The sequence below is a fragment of the Pseudomonas sp. 313 genome (assembly GCF_000316965.1).
Taxonomy (GTDB): Bacteria; Pseudomonadota; Gammaproteobacteria; order Pseudomonadales; family Pseudomonadaceae; genus Chryseomonas; species Chryseomonas benzopyrenica.
In genome coordinates this window covers 75,249-94,910 of record NZ_ANBZ01000082.1, presented here as the reverse complement: position 1 = coordinate 94,910, position 19,662 = coordinate 75,249, and the positions used below count along the sequence as shown (strand labels likewise).

At 67.3% G+C, this 19,662-nt stretch carries 18 protein-coding genes; 8 read left to right on the top strand and 10 right to left on the bottom strand.

The window, feature by feature from the left end; genetic code table 11:
- Positions 1-109: 109 nt before the first annotated feature.
- A complete protein-coding gene (locus C722_RS0121245) occupies positions 110-2,254 on the bottom strand; it encodes a polysaccharide biosynthesis tyrosine autokinase (RefSeq protein WP_017642452.1) in 2,145 nt (714 codons plus the stop codon).
- Between the two features lie 560 nt (positions 2,255-2,814).
- On the opposite strand from C722_RS0121245, the gene C722_RS0121240 reads away from it, so the two are divergent.
- Together C722_RS0121240 and C722_RS0121235 are read left to right on the top strand one after the other, a co-directional pair.
- Positions 2,815-4,392 (top strand): hypothetical protein, encoded by a 1,578-nt coding sequence (locus C722_RS0121240; RefSeq protein ID WP_051226197.1) that lies wholly within the window; start codon positions 2,815-2,817, stop codon positions 4,390-4,392.
- 37 nt (positions 4,393-4,429) lie between these two features.
- Complete coding sequence (locus C722_RS0121235) at positions 4,430-5,701, top strand: hypothetical protein (protein WP_017642450.1); 1,272 nt, start codon at positions 4,430-4,432, stop codon at positions 5,699-5,701.
- Here C722_RS0121235 and C722_RS0121230 read toward each other — a convergent pair.
- On the bottom strand, positions 5,698-6,909 hold the full coding sequence (locus tag C722_RS0121230) for a YeeE/YedE family protein (RefSeq protein ID WP_017642449.1): 1,212 nt from the start codon (positions 6,907-6,909) through the stop codon (positions 5,698-5,700). The genes C722_RS0121235 and C722_RS0121230 overlap by 4 nt on opposite strands.
- A 188-nt stretch (positions 6,910-7,097) precedes the next feature.
- On the opposite strand from C722_RS0121230, the gene C722_RS0121225 reads away from it, so the two are divergent.
- Complete coding sequence (locus C722_RS0121225; RefSeq protein ID WP_017642448.1) at positions 7,098-8,234, top strand: DUF1615 family protein; 1,137 nt, start codon at positions 7,098-7,100, stop codon at positions 8,232-8,234.
- Between the two features lie 140 nt (positions 8,235-8,374).
- Positions 8,375-8,728, top strand: a complete 354-nt coding sequence (locus tag C722_RS0121220; RefSeq protein ID WP_017642447.1) for a hypothetical protein — start codon at positions 8,375-8,377, stop codon at positions 8,726-8,728.
- 3 nt (positions 8,729-8,731) lie between these two features.
- Here the strand turns inward: C722_RS0121220 and C722_RS0121215 are convergent, their stop codons facing one another.
- The 4 genes from C722_RS0121215 to C722_RS0121200 all read right to left on the bottom strand — a co-directional run bounded on the left by C722_RS0121215 (position 8,732) and on the right by C722_RS0121200 (position 14,392).
- Positions 8,732-9,811 carry an SMP-30/gluconolactonase/LRE family protein gene (locus tag C722_RS0121215; protein WP_017642446.1) on the bottom strand — a complete coding sequence of 360 codons (1,080 nt, stop codon included), beginning with the start codon at positions 9,809-9,811 and terminating at the stop codon, positions 8,732-8,734.
- Between the two features lie 117 nt (positions 9,812-9,928).
- Entirely contained in the window at positions 9,929-11,176 is a 1,248-nt protein-coding gene (locus C722_RS0121210; protein ID WP_017642445.1) for a diguanylate cyclase domain-containing protein, read from the bottom strand.
- A 121-nt stretch (positions 11,177-11,297) separates the two neighbouring features.
- Positions 11,298-12,551, bottom strand: a complete 1,254-nt coding sequence (locus C722_RS0121205) for an EAL domain-containing protein (RefSeq protein ID WP_017642444.1) — start codon at positions 12,549-12,551, stop codon at positions 11,298-11,300.
- Between the two features lie 83 nt (positions 12,552-12,634).
- The gene (locus C722_RS0121200) at positions 12,635-14,392 is read right to left on the bottom strand and encodes a bifunctional diguanylate cyclase/phosphodiesterase (protein ID WP_017642443.1); all 1,758 of its coding nucleotides are present in this window, start codon (positions 14,390-14,392) and stop codon (positions 12,635-12,637) included.
- A gap of 235 nt (positions 14,393-14,627) precedes the next feature.
- Here C722_RS0121200 and C722_RS0121195 point away from each other — a divergent pair, with 235 nt between their 5' ends.
- Together C722_RS0121195 and C722_RS0121190 are read left to right on the top strand one after the other, a co-directional pair.
- On the top strand, positions 14,628-15,305 hold the full coding sequence (locus C722_RS0121195) for a haloacid dehalogenase type II (RefSeq protein ID WP_017642442.1): 678 nt from the start codon (positions 14,628-14,630) through the stop codon (positions 15,303-15,305).
- Between the two features lie 77 nt (positions 15,306-15,382).
- Positions 15,383-16,684, top strand: a complete 1,302-nt coding sequence (locus C722_RS0121190; protein ID WP_026084002.1) for a leucine-rich repeat-containing protein kinase family protein — start codon at positions 15,383-15,385, stop codon at positions 16,682-16,684.
- Here the strand turns inward: C722_RS0121190 and C722_RS0121185 are convergent.
- Positions 16,681-17,373: an aspartate/glutamate racemase family protein gene (locus tag C722_RS0121185; protein WP_017642440.1), complete on the bottom strand. Its 693-nt coding sequence runs from the start codon at positions 17,371-17,373 to the stop codon at positions 16,681-16,683. The genes C722_RS0121190 and C722_RS0121185 overlap by 4 nt on opposite strands.
- A 183-nt stretch (positions 17,374-17,556) precedes the next feature.
- Between C722_RS0121185 and C722_RS0121180 the strand changes: the two genes are divergently transcribed.
- On the top strand, positions 17,557-17,748 hold the full coding sequence (locus C722_RS0121180; protein ID WP_017642439.1) for a hypothetical protein: 192 nt from the start codon (positions 17,557-17,559) through the stop codon (positions 17,746-17,748).
- A gap of 91 nt (positions 17,749-17,839) precedes the next feature.
- Here the strand turns inward: C722_RS0121180 and C722_RS0121175 are convergent, their stop codons facing one another.
- Positions 17,840-18,646, bottom strand: a complete 807-nt coding sequence (locus tag C722_RS0121175) for an SDR family oxidoreductase (RefSeq protein ID WP_017642438.1) — start codon at positions 18,644-18,646, stop codon at positions 17,840-17,842.
- 122 nt (positions 18,647-18,768) lie between these two features.
- Between C722_RS0121175 and C722_RS0121170 the strand changes: the two genes are divergently transcribed.
- Complete coding sequence (locus C722_RS0121170; RefSeq protein WP_017642437.1) at positions 18,769-18,984, top strand: DUF3820 family protein; 216 nt, start codon at positions 18,769-18,771, stop codon at positions 18,982-18,984.
- Here the strand turns inward: C722_RS0121170 and C722_RS0121165 are convergent.
- Positions 18,981-19,433: a GNAT family N-acetyltransferase gene (locus C722_RS0121165; RefSeq protein WP_017642436.1), complete on the bottom strand. Its 453-nt coding sequence runs from the start codon at positions 19,431-19,433 to the stop codon at positions 18,981-18,983. The two genes, C722_RS0121170 and C722_RS0121165, sit on opposite strands and share 4 nt — an antisense overlap.
- 2 nt (positions 19,434-19,435) lie before the next feature.
- A complete protein-coding gene (locus C722_RS0121160) occupies positions 19,436-19,657 on the bottom strand; it encodes a hypothetical protein (RefSeq protein ID WP_017642435.1) in 222 nt (73 codons plus the stop codon).
- Positions 19,658-19,662 lie beyond the last annotated feature (5 nt).

Here is a 19,662-nt window from a genome sequence, read left to right as displayed (position 1 = left end):
TACGAATCCGTTCTCGGGAGGTCGATGCAGCCTAGGGGCTCCGTGTTGAGCTTTGATGACAGGAGGTGGCCAGGCGCCAGCATCGCGCTGGGCCTGGCCAGGGGGTGGGTCAGCCGGTCAGCACGCCCAGAGCTGCGCGCGTGAACGGCGGTGGCGGGACGGCATTGAGCACCGCGCCCTGCAACGCCAGACCGCTGTGGGCGAACTGGCGCTGGGTCGCCTCGATCTCCTTGGCAGTGTTGCAGCCGTGGCGTGACACCAGCAGGCAGGTGCCGGCCTGGGCGGCCAGCAGCACGGCGTCGGTCACCGCCAGCACCGGCGGGGTGTCGAGGATGATCAGCTCGTAGTCCTGCTGCAGGCCGCGCAGCAGCTCGGTGCAGCGTGCGCTCATCAGCAACTCGGCCGGGTTCGGCGGGCGGATGCCGCCCACCAGGCAATCCAGGCCAGGTATCGCCGTGGGCTGAATCGCCTGCTCGGGGGTCGCCAAGCCGGCCAGCACCTCGGCGAGGCCCGGGCGGCGAGCCAGCTGCAGACGGCGGTGCAGGCGCCCACGGCGCAGGTCGGCATCCACCAGCAGCACTCGCGTTCCACCTTCGGCCAGCACCCGGGCCAGTTGCACGGCCACCGACGATTTGCCGGCGGCGGGACTGGCACTGGTGATCAGCAGCAGGTCGTTGCGTGCCTCGGTGCGAGCGAAGGCCAGGCTGGTGCGCAGGATCCGCAGGGCTTCCTGGTAGCCGCTGTCGAGCGGCGTCTGCAACGGTCCGCCGAGCTGGCGGCCTGGCGCCAGGGGCAGTTGCGCCAGCACCGGCAGGCCCAGATTCTCCAGGCCCTCGGCGTCCTCGATACCGCGCTCCAGGCTGGCGCGCAGGTATACCCAGGCGGCGCCGGCCAGGCAGCCGAACAGCAGGGCGCTAAGGATCAGCAAGGGCTTCTTCGGGTAGACCGGCGCAATCTGGGTGTAGGCGCTGTCGATGATGCGCACGTCGCTCACCGTGCCCGCCCGCACCACCGACAACTCTTGGATGCGCTTGCTGATCAGTGCATAGACCTTGTCCGCCGCCTCCACTTCGCGCTGCAGGCGCAGCACCTCCTGCTGGGTCTGCGGCAGCTGGCCCAGGCGCCGCTGCAGGACCTGGCGCTCGCGATTCAACACCTGGCGGCGCGCCAGCAGGGTCTGGTACAGCGGATGAGTAGTGGTGAAGCGCAGCGCCAATCCGAGGCGCTCCATCTCCAGGGCCGACAGCTGACCGTCGAGCTCCACCGCCTGACGCAGCAGGCTGCGCCCCTCCGCGCCGATGGCGATGGAGCCCCGTTGCCGCTGGTAGCCGTCCAGGGCCTGGCGACCGGCACTCAGGCGCTGGTTCACCCGTGGCAGCTCCTGGCGCAGGAAGGCCAGTTGCTGGGTCGACTCGTCGGCATTACGGGTCACGTCCTGGCGCACATAGGCCTCGGTGATGCCGCGCAGGATACGTTGCGCCTGCTGCGCATCAGTACCCTGCAGCTTGATCGAGAGGATCCCCGAGCGCTTGCCGCGTTCGCTGACCATGAGGCGCTCCTGCAGCGCCTGAATGGCGACCCCACGGCGCTGCTTGACCAGGATGAATTCGGTGCCCGGATAGGCGTGCAGCTGGGTGATGTCCAGCTGTAGCTCGCCGGCGCTGGCCGGCTGGCCCAGGCGGCCCTCCAGCAGGCGTTTGCCCTGGGCATCGCTCAGCAGGAAGCGATCCGGGGCTTCGGCGGTGAGGGTCAGCGGCTGGCCATAGAGGGCAGCGGGTACGTTCAGGCTGGCGATGGCCAACTGCTCACCGCCCCAGCCGAACCGGGCGAGACCGAAGCGCGGCGGGGCCACCGCGTCGCTGGTCCTTTCGTGGCGGCGAGCCAGCCAGTCGCCCAGCAGCGGCAGGCGCCGCGGGGTGACGCTCAGGTCCAGGCCCTCGGCGTCCACCACCTCGCCGACCACCCGCCGCGAGGTGAGCAGCTGCATCTCGGTGATGGCTTCCGGCGGCGGCAGGGGGCGGCCATTGTCGGACTCGTCCAGGCGCACGATGCCGCGCTGGTATTCGATCTGCACGGTCGCCACCGCCTGGTAACGCGGCGCGGCGAGTTGGGTATAGGCCACACCGAGCAGGGTGCAGAGGGCCACGCAAGCCAGCAGGCTGCGGCGATGGCGCCAAAGGGCGGCGCAATAGCGGGCGAAACCGATGTCCGCGGCCTGGGCGGCGGCGGGTGGAGACTGATGCGACTGGTCCATGCAGGAGCGGGCCTTGGGCAGGTACGGAAGAGGACGGCCGTCGCGGCCGATGCCTGTCCAGAAAGACAGCGATCGGCGAACCGGGGTCAGGATCTTCACACCAGGCTGGGCACAGCTGGAAACGCCAGGCGCTGGATCGGGGATCCGCGCCTTGTCGGCTGGAGTGCTGCGTCGACTCTAAGCGAAAGCAAAAGCCAAAAATGTGACACCCCGTGCAGAACGCGACGGATGCCGGCTTGGCAGCGTCAAGGTGCTAAGGCAGTCTTCTTTGCGACCTGTCATGCCTGCCGACGACGCACCGTGGCAGGCCCTGTTCGTCGTCTCCACGCGGGGTCGTCGAGCCAGTCTTCGTGTTGAGCGGCGTCGCCCCTTGCGACGCCGTGTTCCTGACGGCTTCTTGAATGTAGTCAGCGGTTGAAGCCCGGTTACCCGCCCGCGCGGCCTCCTTGGTCTGCGTGGGCGGTCTTGCACCGGTTGTACCAGGCCTGCGGAAGAGGACGCCTGGTTCTTCACTGCCCTGGACGGCGTTCTCGACTGCATGGCTGTCAGGAGACAGGACAATGAGCGTGGTATCTGACGTTACCCATCCCGGAGTCGGGGTGGGACGGTGGCCGTTCTGGCTGGGCGGTCTGGCGGTCGGCCTGCTGTTGCTGCTGGCCCTGCTGTGGCGCCTGCCGGATTTCCGTGACGGCACCGGGGCGCAGAATCTCGAAGCCAGCTACCACGTCCTGCTCAGCCTCAATGCCCTGGACGAATCCGGCGTGGCCCGGCACTGGTGGTTGCCCACGGTGACCCTGGGCGGCAGTCACGACCGGCAGGTGTCCTGGGGCGCGACCATCCCTACCCATAGCGGCGACTACGTCTACACCAGCTTCAGCAGCTACGGCTTCCTGGCGGCCTATCTCGGCCTCAAGGCCGCAGGCCTCTCGCCTTCGCTGCACAGTCTCGCGCTGTTCAACGCCGCCCTCGGCGCCCTGACGGCGCTGCTGTTGTTTCGCTTGCTCTATCTGGTGCTGCGCAGCCATGGCGCCACCCGCGCCCTGGCCGCCACCGGCGCGGTGTTGAGCTGCCTGATCGCGATATTCAGCCGCGAGGCGCTGTTGTCCCAGGGCCTGCTCTACTGGGTGCAGAGTTTCTACCAGGTGCTGCTGCTGGCCAGCCTGCTGACGCTCTTCCACTACCTGCAGGCCCCGGCGCGCCAGCGCAGCCGGCTGGGCTGGCTGCTGGCCGGGCTGGTGTGCTTTGGCGCCCTGACCGAATGGACCGGCTATGTCTTCGGCGGCGGGCTGGTCGCGCTGTTCTGGCTGCAGCGCCGGCAGCTGCCGGAAGGCCAGCGCCTGGCCTGGCGCCTGGCCTTCGCCACGGCGCTGGCCGGGCTGCTGGTGCTGCTGCACTACAGCCTGGCGGCGGGCCTGTTGCCGACGCTCAAGGCCTTTGCCCGACGTTTTCTCGCCCGCAGTCCGAACAATGCCCACCTGACTGACTTCCTTGCCGGCTATGGCCTGTCCTTCGGCCTGTTCCTGGCGGCCGTGGCCATTGCCCTGGGGGTGCTGGTCTGGAAGCGCCGGAGCCTGAGCTGGCCACGCAGCACCGGCCTGCTGCTGGCGGCCGCCAGCGTGCCGCTGCTGGAAAATCTGCTGCTGCTGCAGCACGCCACCCAGTTTTCCTTCGACCGCCTCAAGTTCATCTTTCCGGCCGCGCTGCTGCTGGGGCTGGCCTTTGTTGCCCTCAAGACTCCGGGGCGCGCCCTGCTTGCGGTGCTGCTGGTGGCAGCCGCTCTGCAGAACGGCCAGACCTATCGCCAGGATCTCGCCGGCTATGCCGGTTGGAGTGCCATCGACCGGCAGAACCAGGCGCTGGTCGGTCTGGTGCAGGGCCAAGTCGCATTGGATTGCACCCTCATCTCCACCGACATGTCGGTGCGCGGCTACGCCAACCTGCTGTTCCACCGCAGCATCCACGAATTGCAGCGCCAGCCGCTGGACTACCACGGCGAGCCGGGGGCCTGTGGCGGACTCTATCTGGAAGGCCGGGATTTCCGCGTCGACCTGCCCGAATACACCCGCGCCCGCCTGAGTCTAGCGGACGGTCGCCAGTTGACCTACGCCAAGGTCGAGGGTGACTGGCGCCTGCAATGAACGCCTTATCCATGAACACGCTGCGAGGAAACCGGGCATGCCGGGTACGCTGATCAATCGACTGAGTTTTCTGGCCCTGGGTGGCCTGATGGTCCTGCAGTTCGGCGTCTTCGAACAGAGCCCGACCAATCCGGTGGGCATCCGCTACGTGGGCGAAATGTACCTGGCGATCTGCCTGGGCTTCTTCGCGCTCTTCACCCTGAGCACCTGGCACCGGCCCCAGCGCGACTATCGCCTGCTGATGGGCTTCTGCCTGTTTTCCACGGCGGTGTTCGTCGGCCTGCCGGCAGTGTTCGCCCAGCTGTTCTGGGGGCAGCCGCTGGTCTATGGCCTCATCGAGGAGCGGCGCGTGCTCTACTGCTTCAGCGCCTTTCTGGTGCTCTACCTGGCCAAGCGGCTGAACGCCACCCAGTTCGAGAATCTGATCATCCTGGTGGGGCTGCTCTCGGCGCTGCTGTGCTGGCTGTCCTACTTCAAGATGCTGCCCGATCTACGCGAGGAGGTGAAGGATCTCAGCCGCCCCGGACGGGCGTCCACGGGCGCGGGCGCCATCTTCTTCGGCTACTTCATCTGCATCTACTTCGCCGGTCGCGGGCGTTCCTTCATCGACGGCCAGTTGCGGCCCAAGCTGCGTCACGGCCTGCTGGCGCTGTTCTTTCTGGCGACCATCGTGGTGGTGCTGCAGACCCGCCAGCTGATCGTGGTCTGCCTGGTGTTCACCATCCTCGCCCTGCGCGCACGCCTGGTGGGGCCAGCACTGTTCGGCGCCATCATCATCGCGCCGCTGATCCTCTATCCGCACCTGCTGGAGACCCTCGGCTTCAACCTGGATTTCTATGCACGCTCGGTGCAGGAAGGCCCCACCGACAACGTCCGGGAAAACACCATTTCCCAGATCATCAACCACCTGCAGCTGTACAACGGCCTGCCCAGCGGCAGCCTGAGCCTGATGTGGAACGACGGCTTCAAGCCGATCTTCGGCGACTACTTCTTCCTCTCCGACGTGGGCATCTTCGGCACCGTGTTCCGCTTCGGCTTCCTGTCCATCCTGGTCATTCCCATCGGCCTGGCGATCCACTACCTGGTGGCGCGCAAACTGAGCCGTGACCTGGAATTCACCCTGGCGGTGTTTCTCGCCTTCATGACCATCTGGCCGCTGCAGGGCCTGTTCGAATACCAGGGCACCGCGGCCCTGCTCTTCGTCATGCAGGCGCTGAAGACCTACCACGGCGCGCCCCAGTACGGGGTGGTGAGTCTGTCGGAGCGACCGGGGGCGCTGCCGCCCGGTCGCCAGGTCTTGCCGGTCTAGCAGCCGGTCAGGCGTTCCACCCGACGCTCGCCGGGAAAGAAGAAAGGCCGCAGGCGCACGCCCAGGCTGTTGCCGAAAAAGGCGGCTACCAGCCATAGCCAGCCATGCAGGCTGCCCGAGGCGATGCCGCTGAAGTAGGCGCCGATGTTGCAGCCATAGGCCAGCCGCGCGCCATAGCCCAGCAGCAGGCCACCCAGCACCGCCGCCACCAGCGACCGCGCGGGGATGCGCAGGCTCGGGGCGAAGCGCCCGGCGAGGCCCGCCGCGGCCAGGGCGCCCAGCATGATGCCGAGGTTCATCACGCTGGTGACGTCGAACCAGAAGGGCTCGGCCAGGGCTCGGGCATTGGCCGGTTGCTGCCAGAAGGCCCAGCCGGAGACGTCCAGCCCGAGCAGGCCGGCACCCTTGGCACCCCAGAGGGCGAAGGCCGAGGTGACGCCCCAGGGGCGACCGGCCAGGGCCAGGGTGACGAAGTTGAGCACGGCCAGGGCGATGGCGCCCCAGACCAGCGGCCAGTTGCCGCGTAGTAGGCGCGCTGCGCCCTGGTGTTCACCGGGTACCGTGACTTCCAGGCTGCCATGGCGACGGCGCTCCAGCACCACCGTGGCCGCGGCGATCAGGGCGAACAGCGCCAGGCTGACCAGGATGCCGGGCAGCACGCCCAGGCGGGTCACCAGGGAGGTGGGTGGCAGGCTGGGCAGGGCGAACCACCAGCCCAGGTGCTGGGTGGCGATCAGCGAACCGATGACGAAGAACAGCAGGGTCACCAGCATCCGCGCATTGCCGCCGCCGGCGGTGAACAGGGTGCCGGAGGCGCAGCCACCGCCCAGTTGCATGCCGATGCCGAACAGGAAGGCGCCGATCACCACCGAGGTGGACAGCGGCGAGACGTTGCCACGGACCGCCTCACCGAACAGGCTGCCGGCACCGAGGACGGGAAAGAACAGCAGCACCGCCAGGGCCAGCATCACCATCTGCGCCCGCAGACCGGCGCCGCGACGGTCGAGGATGAACACTCGCCAGGCCGAGGTGAAGCCAAAGGCGGCGTGATAGAGGGTCAGGCCCAGGGCGCCGCCGAGCAGTAGCAGCAGGGCCTGACGACCGCTCACGGCCTGGTTGAGAAAGACCATGCCCACGGCCAGCAGGCAGGTCGCCCACAGGGCCGCCCAGGGCAGGCGAGGAGAGGAGAACGTAGAGGTCTGCTGCATCATGGTTCCGGTAGCTTCGAACTAAAGTCCGACTATTTTAGTGGGACTTGTTCGGGAATCCCAGCGGACATCCGCTGCTGGTTGAATGAAAAGGTTACATCGATATAGCTAGAAGTTATTGATGGTTCAGGGCAGCCGTTTGCCGAGGGATGTGGTCAAAGCGGCCAAAGGAATCCTCTGGAGTCGCCGTGTCCGCTGTTGTCGCCCTGTCCGTTCCCGCTCTGCCCAGGCTGTCGCGACTACGCGGCTGGACCGCCCTCGCCGCTGCGCTGGTCCTGGCCGGTTGCAGCCTGACGCCCACCTCCCAGGGACCCACCCGCTCGCCAGTCGAGGTGCGTGCCGAGCTCCTGCGCCTGCTGCCCGCCAAGGTGGTGGACCGTCAGGGCTGGGCCAGTGACATCCAGACCGCCTTCAGCGCCCAGGGCCTCGAGCCCTCGACGGACAACCTCTGCGCCGTGCTGGCGGTGGCGGAGCAGGAATCCACCTACCAGGTCGATCCGCCGGTGCCGGGGCTGGGACGCATCGCCCGGGAGGAGATCGACAGACGCGCGGCGCGGGCCTATGTGCCCCAGCTGCTGGTGCGCACCGCGCTCAACCTCAAGTCGCCCACCGGCAAGACCTACGCCCAGCGCCTGGACAGTGCCCGTACCGAGCGCGAGCTGAGTCTGATCTTCGAAGACTTCATCGCCATGGTGCCCCTGGGCGGCCAGCTGTTCGGGCGCTTCAATCCGGTACGCACCGGCGGCCCCATGCAGGTCAGCATCGACTTCGCCGAGGCCCATGCCCGCGGCTATCCCTATGACCGCGACGGGTCCATCCGCCACGAGGTGTTTAGCCGCCGGGGCGGTCTCTATTTCGGCACCGCGCACCTGCTCGGCTATCCGGCGGACTATTCCACGCCGCTGTATCGCTTCGCCGATTTCAACGCCGGCTGGTACGCCAGTCGCAATGCCGCCTTCCAGAGCGCGGTGAGCCGGGCTACCGGGATGAAGCTGGCGCTGGACGGCGATCTGGTGGTGCCTGGCTCGCGCACCCAAGGCGAGACCGAGCGGGCGGTGAATCGCCTGGCGCCGGCCCTGGGCATGAGCGACATCGCCATCCGCCATGACCTGGAGGCGGGGGAGTCCGAAGACTTCGCCAAGACCGATCTCTATGCCAAGGTCTATGCGCTGGCCGAGCGCAAGGCCGGACGCAGCCTACCGCGCGCCATGCTGCCGGGCATCACCCTGGAAAGCCCCAAGATCACCCGCACCCTGACCACCGCCTGGTTCGCCCAGCGAGTGGAAGAGCGCTGGCAGCGCTGCCGGGGCCGCGCCGCCCGCTGAGCGGGGCAGGGGGCCGAACGGCGTTTTCCGGGCGATGAGGGTCGGGGTTAACTATGGCAATTGGCCAGACTATTGCCCTACCATGGGGAGATGAAGCGGCCTCGTGCCGTACGGTTCTGGTGTAGTCCCTAGAGGTCCAGATGACCGATATCCCCGGCTCCCGGTTGACGCTCGTCGTCGACCAGCCCACCCCCTCGGCCCGCCATCGGCTGCCGCCCCGCGAACAGGCCAAGGCGCTGCGCCTGCTGCGCACCCTGGGCCTCGAGGCCGATACCCCGCCCGAACTGGTGCTGGCCTGGCTGGAACGCCGCGACGGCGGCTGCTCGCTGCCGGAAGCGGCGCGCCAGATCGGCCTGGGCAACTGGCTGGGGATCACCACCAGCCTGGCCGACCTCACCCAGAATCTGGCGCGCTTCGAAGCGGCCTATGCCCTGGACAGCGTGCTCGACTCCCTGACCACCCTGGTCGAGCAGTCGCCGCCCGAGTCCCGCTAGCGGCTAGAGCCCGGCACCGCGGATATTGACGTAGAGGCTATACAGCGAGTGGGAGCCGGCCATGAACAGCCGATTACCCTCAGGTCCGCCAAAGCACAGGTTGGGGCAGCGCTCCGGCAGGTGGATATGCCCCAGCGCCTTGCCGCTGGGATCGAACACCCGCACGCCATCGAGCACCTCGGGCTTGGCCGCTGGGGCGCCACTGCTGCCCCAGCCGCACCAGAGATTGCCCGCCACGTCGCACTTGATGCCATCCAGGGCGCCATACTCCAGCGCCTCGATATGCTTGCGGCGTTCGCCCAGGCTACCGTCGTCCTTGACGGTATAGGCCCACACCAGGCGATTGGGCTTGGCGCGGCCCTCGACCACATAGAGCAGTTTCTCGTCCGGTGAGAAGGCCAGGCCATTGGGGCCGTTAAGATCGCCAATGACCCGCGTCACCGCCAGGCTTTCGCCGTCGATGCGATAGACCGCATCGGGCTGCTCGGTCTTGACCCTGTGGCCCTCGTAGTCGCTGTTGGCCTGGAACGGCGGATCGCTGAACCAGATGGAGCCGTCGCGCTTGACCACCACGTCATTGGGCGAATTGAACGGCTTGCCTTCGAAGTTATCGGCCAGCACCGTGAGGCGCCCGTCGTGCTCGGTGCGGGTGACCCGCCGACCGAGACCGTGGGTGGTGGAGCCTTCGCAGGCGATCAGTCGACCCTGGCGGTCGCGGGTCAGGCCGTTGGAGAAATTCGACTGGGCGCGATAGGTGTCCAGCCGGCCGCTGACTTCATCCCAGCGCACGATGCGGTTATTGGGGATGTCGCTCATCAGCAGGTAGTTGCCGTCGCCGATCCAGACCGGCCCTTCGGCCCAGCGCAGACCGGTGGCCAGGCGCTCGACGCTGGCATTGAACAGGCGCAATTCCAGGAAGCGGTCGTCGAGGATCTCGATCAGCGGATCGGGATAGCGTTGGCTCAGGGGTTCGGCGGCGCGGGCGAGGGTGGGTAGCGCGAGGGCCGCGCTGCAGACCAGGCCGCCCTGAAGCAGACGACGACGCGACAGCGGCCGGGCGAGCCCCGGGGAAGAGTCATGCATGGTGCAGGTCCTTGATTGTTATTGTTCAGACGAGGCTATGCGGATCGACCTGCGGCAGCAGATCAATCGTCTGACATCATATGTCTTGTGGCGCAGGGCGCCAACCCGGGATCCGCGCTACTCGGCGTCCAGCACCAGGCAGGTACGGCCACGGCCCTGGCGCTTGGCCTGATAGAGGCGGCGATCGGCTTCGTGCAGGAACCCTTCGAGATCGTCGGCGAGGCCGCTGAAGACCCCCGCGCTGAACGACAGCGGCGGCGCGCCCGGGGCATATGCCTGGGACTGGCAGTAACGTCGCAACAGGTCCAGCGCCTGCAGCAACTGCTCTGGCGGCATGCGGCTGACCAGGGCGAATTCCTCGCCGCCCAGGCGCCCGGTCAGGTCCTGGGGCAGGGTGCGGGCCAGCGCCTGGGCGAAGACCACCAGGGCGCTGTCGCCGCTGGCATGGCCGTGTTCGTCGTTGATGCGCTTGAAGTGATCCAGGTCGAGCATGGCCACGCTCAGGGTGTGACCCTCGCGCTCGGCCTGGCGAAACCACTCCTGGGCCTGATCCTGGAAGGCACGCCGATTGCGCAGCCCGGTGAGGGAGTCGTACTGGGCGGCATGGGTGAGGGCGCGCATGAGATCCCGCCGCTCCAGGGTCGAGACCACCCGGCAGTTGAGCTCCTCGGGGCAGAAGGGCTTGCGCAGGAAGTCGTCGGCGCCCTGCTTGATGAACTTGGCGCTGAGCGAGCCCTTTTCGTCGGCCGACAGGCCGATGATGCTGAGGTCGTGGCGGCGCAGCTTCTGCCGCAGCAGCTGCACCAGTTCGAAACCGCTCAGGCCGGGCATGCTGTGGTCCACCACCAGCAGGTCGATGTCCGGCTGCTCCTCCAGCAGGCGCAGGGCTTCGTTGCCGTCGCAGGCATCCAGCAACTGGTAGCGGTGGGGCGTCAGCACGTGGCGGATGTAGTTGCGGGTGGCGTCGGAGTCCTCGGCGATCAGAATCTTCACCGCGGTATTGCTGTCCAGCCGGCGCAGCAGGCGGAAGGCGAATTCGTAGGAGTACTGACTTTCCTTGAGCACGTAGTCGACCACGCCCTTGGTCAGCAGGTCATCGCGCCGGCGCTCGTCGTAGGAACCGCTGAGGACGATGCAGGGCAGACGATAGCGCAATAACAGGTCGACGCTTTCGCCATTGGGCGCATCGGGCAGGTTGAGATCCACCAAGGCGGCAAAGAACAGATTGGCCGAGGTGTCCAGCATCAGCTCGGCTTCGGCGAGGGTGGCGCAGAACACCGGCTCGAAGTCGCGCTGCTGACGAAAGAGGTGCGCCAGGATCTTGAGGACCATGGGGCTGTCTTCGATGACCAGGATGGAGCGCACCGGTAACTCCTGCAGGACAAAGATCAGCCGAGAACTTATCTGGCGTCAGATGAAGCGATCATTCGCCTCTGCGTATCGGCCAAAGAATCGACGACTTGAATGGTCGCCGATCCTTTCTCGATCAGCTGTCCTGCCGGCCTTCCAGTTGACGATGTCGGGGCAGGCGCAGGGCGTCGTCGCGCGGCAACGGGCGGCTCAACAGGTTGCCCTGCACCTTGTCCACCTGCAGGGCCTTGAGCGTCTGCAGTTCGGCAAGGGTCTCCACGCCCTCGGCGATCACTTCCTTACGTGTCTCGCGGGCAAAGGCGATGATCGCCGAGGCCAGCGCCCGGCGTTCGGCGTCGCTGTCGATGTCACGGACCAGGCTCATGTCCAGCTTGATCATGTCCGGACGCAGCCTAAGGATGTGCCTCAGGCTCGAATAGCCGGCGCCGGCGTCGTCGATGGCCAGGCGCACGCCCTGGGCCCGCAGCGGTCGCAGCTGGGCGTGGAGGGCGTCGTAGTCGTCGACTTCGGCGTGCTCGGTGATCTCCAGCACCAGCCGGCCCGGCGGATTGCCCGCCAGCAGCACGGGCAGGCGGCCGGCCAGGATGGTCTGGGGTGAACAGTTCATGGTCAGGTAGCTGTCGTCGGGCAGACTCTGCAGCCCCTGCAGGGCAAAGCGCATGGCGCATTCTTCGAGCTCGTCGCCCAGACCGATGGCGCTGGCTTCGGAAAACCACAGGTCCGGGCTGCGCTGCGGCGGGCAGTGGAAACGCGACAGCGACTCCCAGCCAGCGATGCGCAGATCGGCGAGATGATAGATCGGCTGGTAGACGATGCTGGGCTGGTGCGCAGCTACCGCGCCCTGGATGCGCTGACGCATCTCGACCTGGCCGCGGCGACTGGAGACGTCCAGGCTGAGGCGATCGGCCACCAGTTCGGCGAAGGTCCGCACCAGTTCCAGGTCACGGGGACTCAAGGTTGGATCAGGCTGGTACTTGAAGCAGCAGAAGGTGCCATAGAGCTCGCCATCGTTGAGCCGGACGGGCACGCTCAGGTGCGCGCCGATGGGCACGGCGCGGGTTTCCGGAATCAAGCGGGTGGCGCCGACGGCGCGGGTGTCGGGGATGAGTTCAGGCAGATGGCCGGTCACCACCTGCTGGCAATAACCCTGGCTGAGTGGCAGGGCGTCGCCCGCCTTGATCGGTGCATCGGGCGCGGCATCGACGTTGCGAAAGACCCGATCCTGCTGACGAAATTCGGCCAGAAAGGCCACGTCCATATCCAGATGGGTGCGCAGCGCGTGCAGCACCTTGTCGATGCAGCCCTGGCTGCTCAGGGTGCCGGTATCCAGGCCAACGACATCCAACAACTCGGTACCTGATTCCCTCATGTCCTCACTCCCGGGAAACTACGACCTGAACCAGTGTAGAGCCTGGAATGAATTTGTCAGTCAAATGACCTCATCTGTATGGCTTAAGCCTGTTCGGCGTACCAGGCCTCGAAGGCGGGCAGGGCCATGGGGCGGGCCAGCAGATAGCCCTGGACCTCATCGCAGCCGGCTTCCTGCAGGAAGGCCAGCACCTCGGGGGTCTCTATCCCTTCGGCGACGCTGCGATAGCCCAGCTTGCCGATCAGTGCCAGCAGCGCCCGGACCACCTCCTGCTTGCGTGGATCTTCGGGCAGGTCGTGGATCAGCGAGCGATCGAGCTTGACGCTGGTGACCGGCAATTCGTAGAGGTAGGCGAAGTTGCTGTAGCCACTGCCGAAGTCGTCGATGGCGATTTCCAGGCCCAGCTCGCGCAGGGCATGCAGCTGGGCGATGGCCTCCGGATTACGTCTCAGCCATTCGCCTTCGGTGATCTCCACCTCCAGCCGTCGTGGATCGACGCCCTGGCGCTGGCAGGTCTCGCGCAACAACTCGACCAGATCGCCTTCGTCGAAATCCCGCGGTGACAGGTTGAGCGACAGCCGTCCCTGGTAGCGGCTGTCCCAGCGCGCCAGTTGGCCGATGGCGGTGCGGATCACCCACCGGGTGACGCTGTGGATCAGCGCGGTCTTTTCGATCGCCGGAATGAAGTCGCCCGGCGCGATGGGCCCGAGTTGTGGGTGCGTCCAGCGCAGCAGGGCTTCGGCGCTGCACAGCCGGCGCCCAGGCAGGGCCAGGCGCGGCTGGAAGGCCAGGCTGAAGTCACCGCGCTCCAGGGCCTCGGGAAGCTGCCGGACCAGCTGGAAGATCCGCTGGAAGGCTTCGTCCAGGGGGCGCTCGTAGAGTCCCCAGTGGCGGGGGCTCAGGGCGGCCTGGTTGACGGCTACCATGGCCTTGCGCAGCAGATCGCGCACCTCGCCCGGTTTGAGCTCGAAGGGCACCACGCCGGCCTTTACCGGCGGATCGATGGGAATCCGGTCGGCCTGGACCGGGGTCCGCAACTGGGCGATCAGGGCTTCCAGCAGCGGCGGGTAGTCGTAGTTCGCGGGCAACAGAAAGGCGAATCTCTTGGTGTCCACGTGATAGACCTTGGCCCGCTCGCTCAGGGCGTCGCACAGGCGCAGGGCCAGGCTGCGCAGAAAGGTCTCGAAGGGCCACATGCCCTGGGCCAGGACCAGCTGCTCCTTCCAGTGGGTTTCCAGCGGATCCACCAGCACCAGCAGGCGCGCCTCGCCGGGATGGAGTTCGGTCAACTGGGCCACATCGGCTTGGAACTGCTGCCGATTGGGCAGGCCGCTGACCGGATCGCGCCGGCGCAGGTGCTGACGCAGGACGATGAGTCTCATCACCTGGGCGGCAAAATCGTCCAGGCGCTTGCGTTCCGTCGCCGTCAGCTCGCGTGGTTGGTTGTCGAGGATGCAGAGGCTGCCGATGGCATAGCCGCCCTCGGTGACCAGGGCCGAGCCGGCATAGAAGCGCACCAGCGGCGCCTTGACCACCAGGGGATTGTGGCTGAAGCGGGTATCGCAGCGGGCATCGTTGATCTCCATCCGGCCATCCGCGGCCTGGATGGTGTGGGCGCAGAAGGCGTCCTCGATGGGCATCTGCGCCAGGTCGAAGCCGACGCGGGCCTTGAACCACTGGCGATCGCGATCCACCAGGCTGATCAGCGCGGTCGGCACATTGAAGCTGCTGGCGACCAGTTCGCAGAGGCGGTCGAATTCCTCCGCCGGCGCCGAGTCGAGCAGCTCCAGGGCATGCAAGGCGTTGAGGCGGTCATCTTCGTACTTCAAGGGATCGGCCATCGGACTAGCTCAAGAGAATCGACAGGCCTGGCAGGAGACCCAGGCACAGCTTGGAAGACCGGAGCGCCAGTCGAGCCGGACGAGCGGCTGACAAGAGGCGGGCTGACTGAGGGTATCGGCTGCAAATCATAAGACTTTAGCTGTTTCTCGCGTCTGCACGTCCTGCAAACCTTAGCGCGGCTGCACGTCGATCGCGAGTCCTGGTCGAACGCCCAACCTCCGCCGAGTAGCGACCATGACCCTGACCTGCCTGTTCGACATCAACGAGACCGTGCTGGACCTGTCCGCGCTGGACGGCCTGTTCACCGAGCTGTTCGGCGACCCCCAGAGCCGTACGCTGTGGTTCGCCCAGACCCTGCAGAACGCCATGACCGCCGAGCTCTGCGGTCGGCACGCGCCCTTCGAGGCCCAGGGCCAGGCGGCGCTGGACATGATCGCGGCGCGGCTCGGCCGTACGCTGGCCGCAGCGGACAAGCAACGTGTCGCCGATGCGCTCAAATGGCTGCCCGCCCATGCCGATGTCCGCGCGGGCCTCGATTTTGCTCGGGCGCAGGGCGTGCGCTGCATCGCCTTCTCCAACAACGCCCGCGCCGCTACCCAGGCGCAGCTGGAATACGCCGGCCTGAGCGATGCTTTCGCCGACATCCTCTCGGCCGAGGACGCCGGCGCCAGCAAGCCCGTCACGGCCACCTATCGCCAGGCCGCCGCCAGCCTGGGCGAGCCGGTCGAGCGCCTGTGGCTGATCGCTGTCCATGCCTGGGACATCGCCGGCGCCCAGGCCGCCGGGTTCAGGGGTGCCCTCCTGCAGCGGCGTCCCGACCAGGTGGCCAATCCTCTGGCGCCGCCCCTGGTGACCGCCGGCACGCTGCAAGAGGCAGTGGCGCGCATTCTGGCGCACGAGGGCCGCAGCTAGCGGCCTGGCATGCTAACGTCCGCGCCATCACCGGCCGGATGCCGGTTTTTCCAGACCGTGAGAGTCGCTTTGCCATGATGGATACCCTAGCCCGGCTGCGTGCCGGCGAACTGGCCGGGGCCACGCGCCTGACCCTGCGCGCCGACCTGACCGAATTCCCCGAAGAGCTCTATAGCCTGGCCGACAGCCTGGAAATCCTCGACCTGTCGGGCAATCAACTGACCCGCCTGCCCGCCGACCTGGGCCGGCTGCACCGGCTGCGCATTCTCTTCTGCTCGGGCAATCCCTTCACCGAGTTGCCCGAGGTGCTGGGTACGCTACCCAACCTGGAGATGATCGGCTTCAAGGCCTGCCAGCTGGAGCGGGTGAGTGCCGCGGCCCTACCACCACGCCTGCGCTGGCTGATCCTCACCGACAACCGCATCGCCGAGGTGCCCGCCGCCCTGGGGGAACGACCGGCGCTGCAAAAACTGATGTTGGCCGGCAACCGGCTGGAGGCTTTGCCGGCGAGCATGGCCGACCTGCACCAGCTGGAGCTGCTGCGGCTGTCGGCGAATTGCTTCGCGGCGCTGCCCCCGGCCATTCTCGCGCTGCCCCGGCTGACCTGGCTGGCCTATGGCGACAATCCGCTGGGGGCCGAGCGCGAGCGCGCGGTGCGCACCCGGGCGGCGCGGCAACAACGCATCGCCTGGAGCGACCTGACGCTGGGCGAGCGGCTGGGGGAGGGCGCCTCCGGCATCATCCACCAGGCGCGCTGGCAGTCGCCCACGGGGCCGCGCGAGGTCGCCGTCAAGCTGTTCAAGGGCAGCATGACCAGCGATGGCACCCCGGAAAGCGAAAGCGCCGCCAGCCTCAGCGCCGGCACCCATCCCTGGCTGATCGGCGCCCTCGGCGATCTGGCCGAGCATCCCGAGCAGCGCAGCGGCCTGGTGCTGGAACTGGTGGAGCCGGCCTTCGGCAACCTGGCCGGGCCGCCCAGCTTCACTACGTGCAGCCGTGACGTCTATCCGGAAGACACCCGCTTTACCGCCGCCGCCGTACGTGAGATGGCCGGCGGCATGGCCAGCGCCCTGGCGCACCTGCACGGACATGGCCTGGTCCACGGTGACTTCTATGCCCACAACATCCTCTGGGACGGTGGCGCGCGCTGCCTGCTGGGCGACTTCGGGGGCGCCTCGCTGCTCCCTGAGGACGCTGCGCAAGCCGCGCGCCTGCAGCGCTTCGAGAGTCGTGCCTTCGGCATCCTGCTGGAAGAGTGGTTGACGCGGTGCAGCGAGCCGGTCGATCCAGCGTTGGCGGCCCTGGCCGCGGAGTGCCAGCAACCCGATCTCGATGCGCGCCCCCTGCTGGCCGAGGTGGCGCAGCAGCTGCAGGGCTAGTCCAGCGCCCAGTCCACGGCGGCCAGGGCGTGCAGTCGCGTGGTGTCGAACAGCGGCACCGCGCTGTCGCCCTGGTCCACCAGCAGCATGATCTCGGTGCAACCGAGCACGATGCCTTCGGCCCCCTGGGCGACCAGCTCGGCGATGATCGCGCGATAGGCTGTCCGCGACTCGGGGCGCACCTCGCCACGTACCAGCTCGTCATAGATGACGCGATGCACGGTCTGGCGCGCGGTCGCTTCGGGCACCAGGACCTCCAGACCGAAGTGTGCCGTCAGCCGCTCGCGATAGAAGGCCTGTTCCATGGTGAAGGCGGTGCCCAGCAGGCCGACAGTCCGCAGGCCCCGGGCGCGGATCGCCGCACCCGTGGGGTCGGCGATGTGCAGCAGCGGCAGCGCCGTGGCCGCCTCGATCTCCGCCGCCAGGCAGTGCATGGTGTTGGTGCAGAGCACCAGCGCCTCGGCGCCGCCGGCAGCCAGTTGCCGCGCATGGCCTTGTAGACGCTGACCAAGCGCCGTCCAGTCGCCGGCATGCTGCAGCGCGGCGATCTCGGCGAAATCCACCGACAGCAGCAGGCAGGCTGCCGAATGACTGCCGCCCAGCCGGCGCCGGACTTCTTCATTGAGGATGTGATAGTAGTGAGCCGAGCTTTCCCAGCTCATGCCGCCCAGCAGGCCAAGGGTGCGCATGGCGTGTCTCCCGTTATTCGCGAGGGCTTATCTTGCCTGGCAGGCAGGGCCTCTGAAGAGAGGCAGTCGCGACCGGATCTAGGCATACAGTGTTCCTGGCCGCGGCTTTGGCCGGGCAGGTGGCGACTGCACTGGCTTCCGCTACGCTTCAAGGGGCCACTCCTGGCCCTGAAGGTGATCGTCATGCTCAAAGCGTTGCTCACCGCGGTAGCCCTGACCCTCTTCGCCGCCGCCAGCGTCCAGGCGGCGCCCTGCCGCGACGCTCACGGCAAGTTCGTCAAATGCGACACAGCCAAGACCAAGGCGGCGCAATGCAAGGACAGCCAGGGCAGGTTCGCCAAGTGCGGCACACCTGGGGCCACGCCGGTCAACTAGAGGCGGCTATCTGGATGTCAGGCGGGGCCTTGGCCGTGACGCCTCGCCTGACGTCACCAGCGGCGTCTGCCAGCGCCTGGCATGAGGGCCGCTAGTCCTTTTCCGCCGAGCCCGGCTCCGACCAGGCGCGATGACGCTCGGCCTTCTGGGCTTCGCTTTCCACCCGATTGAGCACCTCGCCCTCGTGCTGCACCTCGGGGCCGCCGCCATAGACATGGTCGAGGCCCTGCATCAGGGCGGCGTAGCCCTGGGCGGCCACCTGGACCGGATCGTTCTTGGGCCCGGCACCCACACTGGTGTCGTCCTCGCCGGCGCGGTGGAAGAAGTTGGTATCGGTCTGGCCGGGCATGAGCACCGTGAGGGTCACGCCGCTGTCCTTGAGTTCGTTGCGCAGGGCGAAGGCGAAGGAATTGATGAAGGCCTTGGAAGCGCCGTAGACGGCCTCGAAGGGAATCGGCGCGGTGGCCGAGATGGACGAGGTGAAGAGCACCCGGCCGCGACCGGCGGCGACCATGTCCGGCAACACCAGCTTGGCCAGGTGCACGGTGGACATCACATTGAGCTGAATCAGCGCCATCTCGTCTTCCAGCCGCGTCTGGCCAACGAAGGCGCCGCCCAGGCCGACGCCGGCGTTGAGCACCACGACGTCCAGCGGACGGCCCTGGCGGCGCAGGAATCTATAGGTCTCTTCCACGCCTACGGCGGTGCGCAGATCGGCCGCATGGCTCCAGACCTTGACCCCCAGGGCACGCAATTCGCGCTCGGCGGCGTCCAGCCCATCACCGCGGGAGACCAGCAGCAGATCGTGGCCATGGCGGGCCAGCTGCTTGGCCAGTTCGAAGCCGATGCCACTGGAGGCACCGGTGACGGCGGCCAGTGGCCGGGTAACATTGCTCATGCGGAAATCCTCTGCAGACCTGGTGTAGCTGGGATCGTCGCGGAGGCGCAGTGCTCCCCGCGGCCGACGGTTGACCCCTGACGGCATGGCATAATCGCCAGGCCGTCTGGAGGAGACAAGCGATGCAACCCGCTGACCTGGAAGCCCTGGTGACCTGGACCATGCCCTATGGCAAGTACGCCGGCCGCCTGCTGGTCGACCTGCCGGGCCACTACCTCAACTGGTTCGCCCGCAGCGGCTTTCCGCCCGGTGAACTGGGCCGGCTGCTGGCGCTGATGCAGGAGATCGACCACAACGGCCTCAAGCCGCTGCTCGATCCGCTGCGCCGTCGCCGTTAGTCCGCCGCGCGATGCATGTCGACATGGGGGATGCCGTCCTCGTCGTACACCCCTGAACAGGGCGTGAAGCCATAGCGGCCATAGTAGGCCTGCAGATGAGCCTGGGCGGAGAGGAACAACGAACGTCCGGGCCAGCGCTCGGCGCAGACGCGCAAGGCTTCCGCCAGCAATAGATGGCCCAGACCGCTGCCGCGGCCCTCGGGGGCGACGATCACCCGACCGATCACCACTTCATCGCGTACGGAGCCCAGCAGGCGCAGGTAGGCGTGCAACTGGTCGTCGCGCCAACCGAACAGGTGCCAGACGTCGTCCGCCAGATCCAGGCCGTCGGGATCGGGATAGACGCACTGCTGCTCCACCACGAAGACCCGGGCGCGCAGGACCAGGGCGGCGTAGAGCTCGGCGGTAGTCAGCGCCGGGGCGGCGCGGCAGATCCACTGGATGGCCATGCTCAGTCCTTGCGCCGGCCGAACATGAAGCGGAAGCGATTGCGATTGAGCAGCACGTAGCCGGTCAACTGCAGCCCCGCTGCGAACAGCAGGCTGCGGATCGCGCCGGGGTCGGCAGGGCGGGGCCCCTGGTAGAGACCGTAAAGGGCGAAGGCCACGCCTAGCAGGCCGAGGATGAAGAAGACCAGACCTATCTTGGTCAGGCGACTTAGCTTTTTATCCATCACGG